At 70.5% G+C, this 12,904-nt stretch carries 11 protein-coding genes; 2 read left to right on the forward strand and 9 right to left on the reverse strand.

What is annotated here, in order from left to right:
• The first annotated feature begins 136 nt into the window (after positions 1-136).
• Entirely contained in the window at positions 137-793 is a 657-nt protein-coding gene (locus QF037_RS10955; protein WP_307024057.1) for a hypothetical protein, read from the forward strand.
• Between the two features lie 24 nt (positions 794-817).
• Here the strand turns inward: QF037_RS10955 and QF037_RS10960 are convergent, their stop codons facing one another.
• From QF037_RS10960 to QF037_RS11000, 9 genes are all read right to left on the reverse strand, one after another.
• Complete coding sequence (locus tag QF037_RS10960; RefSeq protein WP_307024058.1) at positions 818-2,374, reverse strand: NCS1 family nucleobase:cation symporter-1; 1,557 nt, start codon at positions 2,372-2,374, stop codon at positions 818-820.
• Between the two features lie 130 nt (positions 2,375-2,504).
• Positions 2,505-3,524: a TIGR03842 family LLM class F420-dependent oxidoreductase gene (locus QF037_RS10965; protein ID WP_307024062.1), complete on the reverse strand. Its 1,020-nt coding sequence runs from the start codon at positions 3,522-3,524 to the stop codon at positions 2,505-2,507.
• 11 nt (positions 3,525-3,535) lie between these two features.
• Complete coding sequence (hydA, locus tag QF037_RS10970; RefSeq protein WP_307024063.1) at positions 3,536-4,939, reverse strand: dihydropyrimidinase; 1,404 nt, start codon at positions 4,937-4,939, stop codon at positions 3,536-3,538.
• Positions 4,940-5,260: 321 nt separating this feature from the next.
• Positions 5,261-6,103, reverse strand: coding sequence for a nitrilase-related carbon-nitrogen hydrolase (locus tag QF037_RS10975; RefSeq protein ID WP_307024065.1), 843 nt, complete (start codon positions 6,101-6,103; stop codon positions 5,261-5,263).
• Between the two features lie 155 nt (positions 6,104-6,258).
• The gene (locus QF037_RS10980; RefSeq protein WP_307024067.1) at positions 6,259-7,800 is read right to left on the reverse strand and encodes a PucR family transcriptional regulator; all 1,542 of its coding nucleotides are present in this window, start codon (positions 7,798-7,800) and stop codon (positions 6,259-6,261) included.
• A gap of 38 nt (positions 7,801-7,838) precedes the next feature.
• Entirely contained in the window at positions 7,839-9,128 is a 1,290-nt protein-coding gene (locus tag QF037_RS10985; protein ID WP_307024069.1) for an aspartate aminotransferase family protein, read from the reverse strand.
• Entirely contained in the window at positions 9,125-9,967 is an 843-nt protein-coding gene (locus QF037_RS10990; RefSeq protein WP_307024071.1) for a nitrilase-related carbon-nitrogen hydrolase, read from the reverse strand. Before QF037_RS10990 ends, QF037_RS10985 begins: the two co-directional genes overlap by 4 nt.
• A 159-nt stretch (positions 9,968-10,126) precedes the next feature.
• Entirely contained in the window at positions 10,127-11,686 is a 1,560-nt protein-coding gene (locus QF037_RS10995) for a hypothetical protein (RefSeq protein WP_307024073.1), read from the reverse strand.
• A 139-nt stretch (positions 11,687-11,825) separates the two neighbouring features.
• Positions 11,826-12,077, reverse strand: a complete 252-nt coding sequence (locus QF037_RS11000) for a helix-turn-helix domain-containing protein (protein WP_307024075.1) — start codon at positions 12,075-12,077, stop codon at positions 11,826-11,828.
• A 32-nt stretch (positions 12,078-12,109) separates the two neighbouring features.
• Here QF037_RS11000 and map point away from each other — a divergent pair, with 32 nt between their 5' ends.
• On the forward strand, positions 12,110-12,883 hold the full coding sequence (map, locus tag QF037_RS11005; RefSeq protein WP_307024076.1) for a type I methionyl aminopeptidase: 774 nt from the start codon (positions 12,110-12,112) through the stop codon (positions 12,881-12,883).
• The last annotated feature ends 21 nt before the right edge of the window (positions 12,884-12,904 follow it).

Genomic DNA, 12,904 nt, shown 5'->3' on the forward strand with positions numbered 1-12,904 from the left:
CGTCAACTACGGGCCGCTGTCACCGCACATGCACGGAGCGAGTTGGCACTTTCGCCCCACAGGGAGTCGTGTGACACTGTCGTCCCGTCCGCAGTGCGGACACCTTCCGCACCGTCCCCCACGGAAAAGTGCGCCTGTGCGTTCCCTTCCTCTGCCGCTCGCCCTGACCGCGCGTCTGTCCCCGGTCGTCGTGCTCGCCGCCGCGGGCTGGTCGCTCTCCTCAGGACCGGCCCCGACCGCCGACAACGACTCCGCGTCGAAGGGCGGCGGCACGCGATCCGCGTCGGCCCCCGCGACGGCGGCGGCCTCGAAGGCCTACGCCGCGGCTCCCTCGCCCTGCGGCAGTGTCTCCACGAAGAACATCAAGTCCCTGGTCCCGGGCGCCAAGTCGGCCGGCAAGGAGATCCCGTCGACGGACACGAAGCTCCGCCGCACCTGCTCCTGGAACGCGCTCAAGGGGTACGACTACCGCTGGCTCGACGTGTCCTTCGAGATCATGGACTCGGACGAAGCGGCGCAGACCTCGTACAAGGAGCGCATCGAGGAGAAGAGCGGCGGAGGGGACGTGCCGGGCCTGGGCGACCAGGGCTACTCGGTCGTGAACCTCACCACCGAGGACAAGCAGCAGACCCGCGAGGGCACGGTCATCGTCCAGGCCTCCAACGCGCTGGTGATCATCACCTACAACGGCAGCGACTTCGAGTCGAAGAAGGCGCCCGACACGGATGTGATCAACAAGGGCGCCATCAAGGCGGCCAAGGACGCGGTGGCAGCACTGGAGGGCGGCCAGTGACGACCGCCCTCCCAGTCCCGGACATCAGACCTGGATGCCCTCCTGCGCCCGGCCCTTCGGCAGCATGAGCGCGACGTACAGCACCAGTGAGGCGCCCAGGCCCACGGCCCAGCCGTAGTCGGCCAGCGGCTTGAGGAACGGGATCAGACCGTCGGTCGGGAACGGCCCCGTCTTGACCCCGTCCGCGCCGACGGCCGAGTGCGACCCGCCGACCGCGAGGATGCCGCCGACCAGGAAGGCGGCGATCGCCCGCCAGTTCCAGCCGTTGGAGTACCAGTAGCGCCCGCCGGGCGTGTACAGGTCCGCCAGGTGCAGAACCGTCCTGCGCACGATCCAGTAGTCGGCGATGAGGATGCCCGCCACCGTGCCGAGCAGACCGCCGACCACACCGAGCCAGGTGAAGATGTAGAACTCGGGCGTCGAGATGAGCTTCCACGGGAAGATCAGGATGCCGACGACACCCGTGATCAGCGCGCCCGTACGGAAGTTGATGAGCTTCGGCGCCAGGTTCGCCAGGTCGTACGCCGGTGAGACGACGTTCGCCGCGATGTTCACGGAGATGGTCGCGACGAGGACGATGACCAGCGCGAAGAGGAGACCGAAGGCGTTGTCCGCCTTGGCGGCCAGCTCCACCGGATCCCAGATCGCCGTGCCGTAGACGACCTCGGAGCCGGAGGTGACCAGCACGGCGAGGACCGCGAAGAGCGTCATCGTCGTGGGCAGACCGAGGGACTGCCCCCAGGTCTGCGCCTTCTGGCTGGCGCCGAAGCGCGTGAAGTCGGGGATGTTGAGCGACAGCGTCGCCCAGAAGCCGATCATGCCCATGAGCGAGGGGAAGAAGACCGGCCAGAAGTCCGGACCCCAGCCCAGCTTGGACGGCTGGTCGAGCAGCGCGCCGAAGCCGTCCGCCTTGACCGCGATCCAGATGAGCAGCACGAGCGCGCCGGCGATGACGAAGGGCGCGGCCCAGTTCTCGAAGTGCCGCAGGAAGTCCATGCCGCGGTAGATGATGGCGATCTGCAGCGCCCAGAAGAGCAGGAAGCACAGCCACAGCGGCCACGGGTTACCGGCGATCTGCCCCGCGTTCTCCCAGTGCCCGCCGGTGAGCTTGGAGCCCAGCGCGAAGATGCCGCTGCCGCCGATCCAGGTCTGGATGCCGAACCAGCCGCAGGCCACGGCCGCCCGGATCAGTGCCGGGATGTTGGCGCCGCGCAGCCCGAAGGAGGCGCGGGCCAGGACCGGGAAGGGGATGCCGTACTTGGGTCCGGCGTGCCCGGTGGCCAGCATCGGCAGCAGCACGATGATGTTGGCCAGGGCGATGGTGAAGACGGCCTGCTTCCAGTCCATGCCGAGGGCGACCAGGCCGGAGGCCAGGGTCCAGCTGGGGATGCAGTGGGCCATGGAGATCCACAGGGCCGCGAAGTTGTACGTCGTCCACTTGCGCTCGGAGACCGGTACGGGACGCAGGTCCTCGTTGGCGAAGGGACTGTCGGCGGGGTAGGCCCCGGGGCTGAGTTCGATCCGGCCGTCGGGGCCGGCGGACTGGGATATCGGCGACCCCGTGGGGACTGTGTCGGTCATGGGCAGGCCAATCGGTAAGAGCGGGACGGGATAGGCCGTGCGGGGGCCCTGGACCCTTCTCCGCCCCGGGACGGCGGGGCGGAGAAGGGGGACAAGGTGTGGGGGGTCGGGGGGAACGGGGGTGCGGGGGTCAGGCGTTGACGGCGGGGATCACCTTCGAGCCGTAGGCGTCGATGACGGTCTCCTGCGCGTCGTGCATGTCGTAGACGGCGAACTGGTCGACACCCAGCTCACGCAGGGCGTTGAGCTTCTCGATGTGCTTCTCGACGGGCCCGATGACGCAGAACCGGTCGACGATTTCGTCGGGCACGAAGGCGGTGTCGGGGTTGTCGGAGCGGCCGTGGTGGGAGTAGTCGTACCCCTCGCGGGCCTTGATGTAGTCGGTGAGTTCGTCGGGGACGGCGGCGGAGTGCTCGCCGTACTTGGAGACCAGGTCGGCCACGTGGTTGCCGACCATCCCGCCGAACCAGCGGCACTGGTCGCGCGCGTGGGCGAGCGCCTCGGGCGAGTCGTCCTCGGTGACATAGGCCGGGGCGGCCACGCAGATCTTCACCTCGGAGGGGTCACGTCCGGCGGCGACGGCCGCGTCCTTGACCGCCTTCACCATGTACTCGGTGAGGTACAGGTCGGAGAGCTGGAGGATGAAGCCGTCGGCCTCCTCGCCGGTCATCTTCAGCGCCTTGGGACCGTACGCGGCCATCCAGACGGGGAGTTCGGCGTCCTCCTTGATCCACGGGAACTTGATGACCGTGCCCCCGAGGTCCGCCTCCTTGCCCGAGCCGAGCGCCTTGATGACCTTCATGGCCTCGCTGATGCGGGCGAGGGTGTTCGGGGCCCGGCCCGCGACGCGCATCGCGGAGTCGCCGCGCCCGATGCCGCAGACCGTGCGGTTGCCGAACATGTCGTTGAGGGTGGCGAACGTGGAGGCGGTGACCTCCCAGGTGCGGGTGCCCGGGTTGGTGACCATGGGGCCGACCGTCAACTTGGAGGTGTTGGCGAGGATCTGACTGTAGATCACAAACGGTTCCTGCCAGAGCACGGCGGAGTCGAAGGTCCAGCCGTAGGTGAAGCCGTTGCGCTCGGCCCGCTTCATCAGGCTGACGACCTTCGAGGCCGGCGGGTCGGTCTGCAGGACGAGTCCGAAGTCCATGTGCGCCACTCCTAGGTGAGGTACTGACAGGTGGAGCGCGGGGTGTACGTACCGTGCCCGGCGTGCCCGGTGTACTCCCGCTCGGTGATGACGAGTTCGCCGCGCGACAGGACCGTCTCGACGCGGCCGGTGAGGCGCTTGCCCTCGTACGCCGAGTAGTCGACGTTCATGTGGTGGGTCTCGGCGGAGATGATCTGCTCGGCGTGCGGGTCGTAGATGACGACGTCGGCGTCGGCGCCCGGGGCGATGGTGCCCTTCTTCGGGTACATGCCGAACATCCGGGCCGGGGTGGCGCAGGCGATCTCGATCCAGCGGCGGCGGCTGATGTGCCCGTCGACGACGGCCTGGTGGAGCAGGTCCATACGGTTCTCGACGCCCGGCAGACCGTTGGGGATCTTCGAGAAGTCGCCGCGGCCGAGCTCCTTCTGGCCCACGAAGCAGAAGGGGCAGTGGTCGGTGGAGACGACCTGGAGGTCGTTGGTCCTGAGGCCCTGCCACAGCTTGGCCTGGTGCTCCTTCGGACGAAGGGGCGTACTGCACACGTACTTCGAGCCCTCGAAGTCGGGTTCGGCGAGGTTGTCCGTCGACAGGAACAGGTACTGCGGGCAGGTCTCGCCGAAGACGTTGAGCCCCTCGTCACGCGCGCGTGCCAGCTCGGCCACTGCCTCCATGGCCGAGACGTGCACGACGTACAGGGGCGCTCCGGCGACCTGTGCGAGCTTGATGGCGCGGTGGGTGGCCTCGGCCTCGAGGAGGGCCTTGCGCACCTCCCCGTGGTAGCGCGGGTCGGTCTCACCGCGGGCCAGCGCCTGCTCCACCAGCACGTCGATCGCGATGCCGTTCTCGGCGTGCATCATGATCAGTCCGCCGTTCTCGGCGGAGCGCTGCATGGCGCGCAGGATCTGGCCGTCGTCGGAGTAGAAGACCCCGGGGTAGGCCATGAACTGCTTGAAGGAGGTGACGCCCTCCTCGACCAGCAGGTCCATCTCCTTGAGCGTCTCCTGGTTCACATCGGAGACGATCATGTGGAAGCCGTAGTCGATGGCGCAGTTGCCCTCGGCCTTGGCGTGCCAGGCGTCGAGCCCTTCGCGCAACGAGTGACCCACGCTCTGCACGGCGAAGTCGACGATGGTCGTCGTGCCGCCCCAAGCGGCGGCCCGGGTGCCGGTCTCGAAGGTGTCGGAGGCGAAGGTGCCGCCGAACGGCAGCTCCATGTGGGTGTGGGCGTCGACGCCGCCCGGGATGACGTACTTGCCGGTGGCGTCGATGGTCCGCTCGGCACTCCAGGCCTCGGCGGCCGGGGTGCCGGAGGCGGCGAGGGCGGCGATACGGCCGTCCTCGATCAGGACGTCGGCGTGGATCTCGTCGGACGCGGTGACGACGAGGCCACCACGGATGACGGTACGGCTACTCATGTTCCCTCTCCTGGTGTCGTACGAGTCGATCGATGCCGCCGGTCCGGCCCCGTGCAGGGGGTGTCTTGTGGATCTGGTCGGCTCTGAGTGACAGGGCCTTTGTAACGCGGCCGAGCGGGGTCTGGTGCGTGCAGCTGCAAGGCGGAGGAGGGCGTCGACGCGATGGGGGTCCCCCCGCTCGAGCGAAGTCGAGAGTGGGGGAGTCGGCAACCGACGACAACGCCGCTGGGGGTACCCCCTCTGGGGGAGTGCGCACCAGACCCCGCGACCCCGGCCGGATCCACAAGACACCCCCTGTGGACCGACGGCGGTCCAGGACGGTTACGGGGCGGTCAGCGGGGCGTACGCGTCGGGACGGCGGTCGCGGTAGAACTGCCAGCGGTCGCGCACTTCGCGGAGCTTGTTGAGGTCGAGGTCGCGGACGACGAGCTCGGTCTCCTTGTCGGAGGCCACCTCGCCCACGAACTGCGCCTCCGGGTCGACGAAGTAGGTCGTCCCGTAGAAGTCGTTGTCGCCGAGCTCCTCGACACCGACCCGGTTGATCGCGCCGACGAAGTACTCGTTGGCGACGGCCGCGGCCGGCTGCTCCAGCTGCCACAGATAGGCGGACAGGCCGCGTGAGGTCGCCGAGGGGTTGAAGACGATCTCGGCGCCCGCGAGGCCCAACGCCCGCCAGCCCTCCGGGAAGTGGCGGTCGTAGCAGATGTAGACGCCGATCTTGCCGACCTTGGTGTCGAAGATCGGCCAGCCGCTGTTGCCCGGGCGGAAGTAGAACTTCTCCCAGAAGCCCGGCACCTGCGGGATGTGGTGCTTGCGGTACTTGCCGAGGTACGAGCCGTCCGCGTCGATCACGGCGGCGGTGTTGTAGAGGACGCCGGGCTGCTCCTCCTCGTACATCGGCAGGACGAGGACGATGCCCAACTCCTTGGCCAGCGCCTGGAATCGCTTGACGATCGGCCCGTCCGGGATCTGCTCGGCGTACTCGTAGAACGCCTTGTCCTGGACCTGGCAGAAGTACGGCCCGTAGAACAGCTCCTGGAAGCACAGGACCTGAGCACCCTGCGCGGCCGCGTCGCGGGCCGCCTGCTCGTGTACCTGGATCATCGACTCCTTGTCGCCCGTCCACGCGGTCTGGAAAAGGGCGGCACGAATCACTCTGCTCATCGGGACCTCCGGTCGCTAGGTGTGCGAGAAGGCTAGAAAGTCCGAAAGCAGGCTTTGAGTTGCACGGTGTCACGTCTGCGGGCGCTCGGCGTGCCACGGTGTCACCTTGTCGTGGGCCCATGTTTCACCGCCGTTTTCCCAGGTCGTGGCATGTTTCAGCCCTGTTGCGCGTCGTGCGCCAGGAGCGCGATGTGCACCGAGGCGGCCTGTTCGAAGTCGTCGAGGTCCACCCCGAGCCGGGTCTGTATCGCTTCGAGGCGCCGGTACAGCGCGGGGCGCGAGACGTGGTGGAGCTGGGCGGTGCGGGACTTGTTGCGGCCGGTGGCCAGATACGTCCGCAGGACGGCGAGCAGGCCCTCACCCGCCCCGCGCAGCAGTCCGTCCAGTTCCCGCTCCGCGAAGGACTGCACCTGCGGGTCGTCGCGCAACAGCCGTATCAGACCGCGCAGATGAACGTCCTTGAGGCGCACGACGGCCGGGAGGTCGAGCACTCCGGAGGCGACGGCGTCCGCGACATGCCGGGCCTCCCGCATTCCGGCGGGTACGTCGTCCCAGTCCGTGCGGGGGTCGGCCGCCGCCACCACCGTCTCCGTCAGCCGGGCCGCGAAGTTCGCCGTCAGGACCGCGGCGTCCTGGTCCCGGGCCAGGCTCAGCAGTACGGCGGTCGCCCCGTCGGCGAGCTCGGCGACGATGCCGGGCAGCCCCAACAGCCGTAGTACGCGGTCGAGTTCGGCCGGATCACCGTCCCTGACGACCAGGGGCACGAAGGTCCGCCGGTTGACGGGCAGTCCGGCCGCCCGCGCCCGCGGCAGCAGCTGTCTCGCCGGTACGACCCCGCTGACCAGGTCGGTCAGCAGGCTCTGAGCGGACTGCTCCTCCCAGGTGTGGGCGGAGTTCCCGGCGAGCATGCGGTGCAGGACCAGGGCCTCGGCGGCCCGGTCGGCGAGCAGCCGTCCGGTGGCGGTGTCCCCGCGGTACCCGCACAGCAGGATCTGGCCCCACCGCTCTCCGCGTCCGCCCAGCTCGGCCCGGATCCAGCCGTCGCCCTCGCTGCCGCCGGCCTGGCGGGCGATGCGCTCCCAGTCCCGCAGCACGTCGTCCACGGCCGGCCGCTCCCCCGCCGTGGCGAGGACGCGGTGGGCGAGGTTGGTGACGACGACCGGACAGGCGCTGTGCTGGGCGACGTCGTCGAGGAGCCGTTGCAGCGGGGCGCCGGCGGTGATGAGCCCGGTGAGGCTGGTGCGGACGGCCTCGGAGAGGCTGACGGCGGCGAACTTCCGCCGTACCAGCCGGGACTGCACCTCCTCCGTCAGCTCGGCGAAGGGGAAGGGCCGGTGCAGGACGACCATGGGCAGCCCGCACCGCTCGGCGGCCCGCCGCATCACGTCCGGCGGGGCCGGGAACGCCCGCCCGAGGCCCAGGACGACCGCGGCGGCCTCCGCGCGGTGCAGGGACTGGATGTACTCGGCCTGGGCGCCCTCGTCACCGGCGAGCAGCACGCCGGTGGTGAGGACCATCTCCCCGCCGGTGAGCATGACGCCGACGTCGGGTGCCTCGGCGACATGCACCCAGCGCACGGCCCGGTCGAGCTGGGCCGCGCCGGCCACCACCTCGGGTTCCCCGGCGAGCACCCGTTCCAGGGTGAGGACCTGGCGTACGGACAGGGCCGGTTCCAGGTGGTCCAAGGCGGTGGTCATGGCGGGCGTTCCCTTGCTCTGTCCTGCTGTCGGTATTGCTACTGGATGCTCCTCAGAGCGTTCTCGAGGATCGCGGCGCCTTCCTCGGCCTCCGCGACGGTGAGGGACAGGGGCGGGGCGACCCGCAGGGCGCTGGTGTTGTGGCCGCCGCCCTTGCCGAGCAGCAGCCCGCCCTCGCGGGCCGCCTCCAGGACCGCGGACGCGGCGTCCGGGTCGGCCTGGTCGGTCCCGGGTCTGACGAGCTCGATGCCGATCATCAGCCCGCGCCCGCGCACTTCCCGTACGCCGGGAATCTGCGCGGTGACGGCCCGCAGCCGCTCGATGAGCAGCCCGCCGACCCGGCGGGCGTTGCCCTGGAGGTCGTGTTCCAGGAGGTACGACAGGTTGGCGAGGCCGGCCGCCATGGTGACCTGGGTGCCGCCGAAGGTGGAGATGCTGTTGGCGTCCAGGCAGTTCATGATCTCGGCGCGGGCCACGACCCCGCCGATGGACATGCCGTTGCCGATGCCCTTGGCGAAGGTGAGGATGTCGGGCGGCCCCGAGGAGGCGTGTGCCTGCCAGCCCCAGAAGTGGTCGCCGGTGCGGCCCCAGCCGGTCTGCACCTCGTCGGCGATCCACAGGATGCCGCGCTCGGCGAGCACCTCGCGGAAGGCGGCGTACAGGCCGTCCGGCGGTGAGGTGAAGCCGCCGACGCCCTGGATGGGCTCGGCGATCAGGGCGGCGGGCGGGCGGGTGTGGCCGAGCAGGTCGGTCAGGTCGTCGACGCAGGCCGCGATGAACTCGTCGTCGCCGAGGGAGGCGTAGGGGCCGCGGGTGCGTACGCCTCCGTGGACGTACAGCGTCTGGAGCGGGGAGAGCGAGGTCGGGGACCAGCCGCGGTTGCCGGTGATGCCGACCGCGCTGAAGGAACGGCCGTGGTAGCTGTTGCGCATCGCCAGGATCGTGTTGCTGCGCCGGTAGGTGGTGGCGAGCATCAGGGCGGTGTCGTTGGCCTCGGTGCCGGAGGTGGTGAAGAAGACCCGGGCGTCCGGGATGCCGGACAGCTGGCTGATCCTCTCGGCCAGTTCCACCATGGGCCGGTTGAGGTAGAGCGTGGACGAGTGGATGATCCTCCCGGCCTGTTCGCTCACCGCCTTGGTGACCTCGGGCAGTGCGTGGGCGGTCATCGTGGTCAGGATGCCGCCGAAGAAGTCGAGGTACTTGTTGCCCGCGGCGTCCCAGACGTGGCGGCCCTCGCCGTGGGTGATCTCCAGCGGGTCCCGGTAGTAGAGGGCGAGCCAGTCGGGCAGGACGGACCGGTGGCGGCCCAGCAGGTCCTTGTCGGTCACGGCTGCACCAGCCCCTCGTAGGCGTCGGGCCGTCGGTCCCGGTAGAAGGCCCACTGCTGCCGTACCTCTTCGATGAGGTCGAAGTCCAGGTCGCGGACGAGGAGTTCCTCCCCCTTGTCGCTGGCGGTGTCCCCCACGAACTGGCCGCGCGGGTCCACGAAGTACGACGTGCCGTAGAAGTCGTTGTCGCCGTACTCCTCGACGCCGACGCGGTTGATCGCGGCGATGTAGTACTCGTTGGCGACGGCCGCGGCGGGCTGTTCCAGGCGCCAGAGGTGGGAGGAGAGCCCGCGGTGGGTGGCCGACGGGTTGTAGACGAGCTGGGCGCCGTTGAGGCCGAGTTGCCGCCAGCCCTCCGGGAAGTGCCGGTCGTAGCAGATGTAGACGCCGACCTTGCCCACGGCGGTGTCGAAGACGGGCCAGCCGACGTTGCCCGGCTTGAAGTAGTACTTCTCCCAGAAGCCCTTGACCTGGGGGATGTGGTGTTTGCGGTACTTGCCGAGGAAGGTGCCGTCCGCGTCGATCACGGCCGCGGTGTTGTAGTAGAAGCCGGACTGCTCGACCTCGAAGACCGGTACGACGATCACCATGCCGGTCTCGCGGGCGAGCTCCTGCATACGAACGACGGTCGGTCCGTCGGGCACCGGCTCGGCCCAGCGGTAGTGCTCGGGTTCCTGGACCTGACAGAAGTAGGGGGCGTTGAAGACCTCCTGGAACCCGATGATCTTCGCACCCTGCCGGGCCGCCTCCCGGGCGTACTCCTCGTGTTTCGCCACCATGGACTCGGTGTCGCCGGTCCAGGTGGCCTGGACCAGGGCGGCACGTACGACGTTGGCCATGAGCTGCTCCTTCGACGGGACCTCAGAGCCTCTACGCCCGTAGACACAGGCCGTAGAGGGTCGAAAGTAAGCCTCCCCGGCAGCCTTGCCAAGACCATCGCCGTTAACCCGCTGAGTCGATCACGTTTCACACTCTCGTGGGTGATCGGCCCCGCCCGGTCAGGCGGTGAAGCCCGCGACCCTCAGGGCGTGGACGAGGTCCCAGTGGCGCTCCTCCGAGACACCCCGGGCGGCCTCCAGCAGCAGGGGTACGAGGGTCGCCGGGCCGGGTGCGGCACTGCGGGCCGCTTCCTCGGGGGTACGGACGCGGACGTAGGCGTCGAGCAGCGCCCGCACCTCGCGGCGGCGGCCCTCGGCGGTCAGGCCCAGTACGGCGGCGCCGATCTCCTCGGCGGGCCGGGCCACGCCCTGGCGCAGGATCTGCTCCCCGTCGCCGCCGCGCCCGGCCTCGACCAGCGCGTCCGCCGCGGCGACCAGCCGGTCGGCGGGCAGCGAGGCGGCCTCCCAGAGCAGGCTCGCCCAGTCGTGCCCGAGCCCGGCGCGCTGGAGTTCGCCGGCGAGCCGCGGGAAGCGGGCGGCGGGCCAGTGGGCGGCCTCGACGAGCAGCGCGTGCGCCTCACCGCTGCGTCCCTCCGCACGCAGCCGCACCAGCGTCTCGACCATCTGGACGACCTCCCGCCCGGACCCCGCGTCCACCGGCTCGGTCTGCGGCTCCGGCCGCACCTCGGGCTCGTCCGCGGCCCCGGCGAACCGGGCACCTCGCGGAGTACGGCGGGTGCGGGCCGCGGGCGGGGGCGGGGCGGGCTCGGCGGCGGGCGGTACGGCGACGGGGGCGGTCTCCTCCTCGGCGATCCCGGCGAAGCGGGCGCCGCCGCGGCGGCGTCTGCGCTGCTTGGGAGTGGGTTCGGCGGCGGGCGGCGCGTCGACGGTGTCCGTGACCGGCGTCCTGGCCCACCCGGGTCCCCCGGCGGCTTCCGGAGCGTCGTGAGCGCCGGCCGCGGAACCGGCATCCTGCCCGCCCCACCCGTCCCCCCACCCCGCGTCCTCGTGCCGGACCGCCGCCTCCGCGGCCGTACCCGCGTCGCGCTGTTGCGGCATGTCCGGGGCCCGGCCGCCCTGCCGGTCCGCGTCGTCCGGGCCGTACTCGTTCTCGATGCGGAACACACCGCCGATGCGGCCGCGGTGGATCGCCCGGGCCCGGCCCTCCGCCGATCGGTGGTCCAATTGCTGTATCCGGGACCGGAGTTCCGCGCACCGGACGGTCGCCCGTTCGTGGTCGTCGCGGGCCCAGGCGAGGTCGAGGCGGAGGGCGTCGGCCTGTTCCCGGGAGGTGGCGGCGGCCAGCGCATGACCCAACTGTGCCTGGCGTTCCGCGGCGTACCGCTGTTCGCGGAGCATGACGTCGAGCCGGTCACCGAGGGCGTCCCGGCCGCCTGGCCGGGCGTCGAACGCGGACAGCGCCGCGGCATGCAGGGCCCTGGCGTGTTCGGCCTCGGCGGTGGCGGCGCCCGGACCGTACTCGGTGGCCAGGTCCTGCAGCAGTGCCTCCACCACGTCCCAGGGCGGCACTTCACGCCCCTCGAGACAGGCCCGCATGCCGTCGGGGTCGCGCTGCCAGAACACCGCGCACCAGCCGCCGCCCTGGTCCAGGCGCGCCAGCAGACCGTTCAGGTAGTTCGCGAACTCGCGCACCCGACCCGGGAGTTGATCCACTGCCATCGCACAACTCCCGCCAGACCGGAGTACTCCGGTCCGTAGAAAACACCAGTTGTGTTACGGCGCGGCTACAGCAGCTTTGCGAACCGGGCGCAAAGATCCCCGGCCGGGCGGTCCGACGCTGTGCGCCCCGCCCCCCCCGTCAGGCGGCCACCAGCACACTCCGCACCACGAGGTCGTCCATGGACAGCCCCAGCACTCCGGCCAGGGCGGCGACCGTGAAGAACGCGGGCGTCGGCGCCCGGCCGGTCTCGATCTTCCGGAGGGTCTCCGCGGAGATGCCCGCACGTGCCGCGACATCGGCCATGCTGCGGCCGCCGCGGGCCTCGCGCAGAAACCGGCCGAGCCGCTCGCCGCGTTCACGCTCTGCCTGGGTCAGTGGGGTGCGTACCATGACACCATTCTAATACCGGTATAGTAATTGGCATGGTGGAGCTGAAGACGGACACATCGATCGACGCCATGCACGAGGCCGGTCAGGTCGTGGGGCGTGCCCTCACGGCCGTACGCAAGGCCTCCGACGTGGGCGTCTCCCTGCTGGAGCTGGACGAGGTGGCGCACGACGTGCTGCGGGAGGCGGGCGCGTCCTCGCCCTTCCTCGGCTACCGGCCCTCCTTCGCGCCGACCGCCTTCCCGGCCGTCCTCTGCGCCTCCGTGAACGACGCGATCGTGCACGGCATCCCGACCCGCTACAAGCTGCGTGACGGCGACCTGGTCTCGATGGACTTCGGCGCCGAACTGGGCGGCTGGGTCGGCGACTCGGCGCTCAGTTTCACGGTCGGCACACCGCGCCCGGCCGACGTGCGCCTGATCGAGACGGCGGAGCGGGCCCTCGCCGCCGGTATCGCGGCCGCCGTCGTCGGCAACCGCATCGGCGACATCGCGCACGCGATCGGCACGGTGTGCCGCGAGGGCGGGTACGGCATCCCGGACGGCTTCGGCGGACACGGCATCGGCCGCCGGATGCACGAGGACCCGGGGGTGCCCAACGAAGGGCGCCCCGGCCGCGGCATGAAGCTGCGCCACGGCATGGTCCTGGCGATCGAGCCGATGCTGATCGGCGGCGGCACGGACGGCTACCACGCGGACGCGGACGGCTGGACCCTGCGCACCAACGACGGCTCACGCGCGGCACACGCCGAACACACGGTGGCGATCACGGAAACGGGCCCGAGGATCCTGACGGCACGCGCGGACTGACGCCCGGCGTCCCCAGAGGCG

This window comes from Streptomyces canus (genome assembly GCF_030815415.1).
GTDB lineage: Bacteria > Actinomycetota > Actinomycetes > Streptomycetales > Streptomycetaceae > Streptomyces > Streptomyces canus_F.

Coding starts and splice junctions, on each gene's coding strand:
- QF037_RS10960 (WP_307024058.1), bottom strand. CDS start 2,374: ATGACCGACACAGTCCCCACGGGGTCGCCGATATCCCAGTCCGCCGGC.
- QF037_RS10965 (WP_307024062.1), bottom strand. CDS start 3,524: ATGGACTTCGGACTCGTCCTGCAGACCGACCCGCCGGCCTCGAAGGTC.
- hydA (WP_307024063.1), bottom strand. CDS start 4,939: ATGAGTAGCCGTACCGTCATCCGTGGTGGCCTCGTCGTCACCGCGTCC.
- QF037_RS10975 (WP_307024065.1), bottom strand. CDS start 6,103: ATGAGCAGAGTGATTCGTGCCGCCCTTTTCCAGACCGCGTGGACGGGC.
- QF037_RS10980 (WP_307024067.1), bottom strand. CDS start 7,800: ATGACCACCGCCTTGGACCACCTGGAACCGGCCCTGTCCGTACGCCAG.
- QF037_RS10990 (WP_307024071.1), bottom strand. CDS start 9,967: ATGGCCAACGTCGTACGTGCCGCCCTGGTCCAGGCCACCTGGACCGGC.
- QF037_RS10995 (WP_307024073.1), bottom strand. CDS start 11,686: ATGGCAGTGGATCAACTCCCGGGTCGGGTGCGCGAGTTCGCGAACTAC.
- QF037_RS11000 (WP_307024075.1), bottom strand. CDS start 12,077: ATGGTACGCACCCCACTGACCCAGGCAGAGCGTGAACGCGGCGAGCGG.
- map (WP_307024076.1), top strand. CDS start 12,110: ATGGTGGAGCTGAAGACGGACACATCGATCGACGCCATGCACGAGGCC.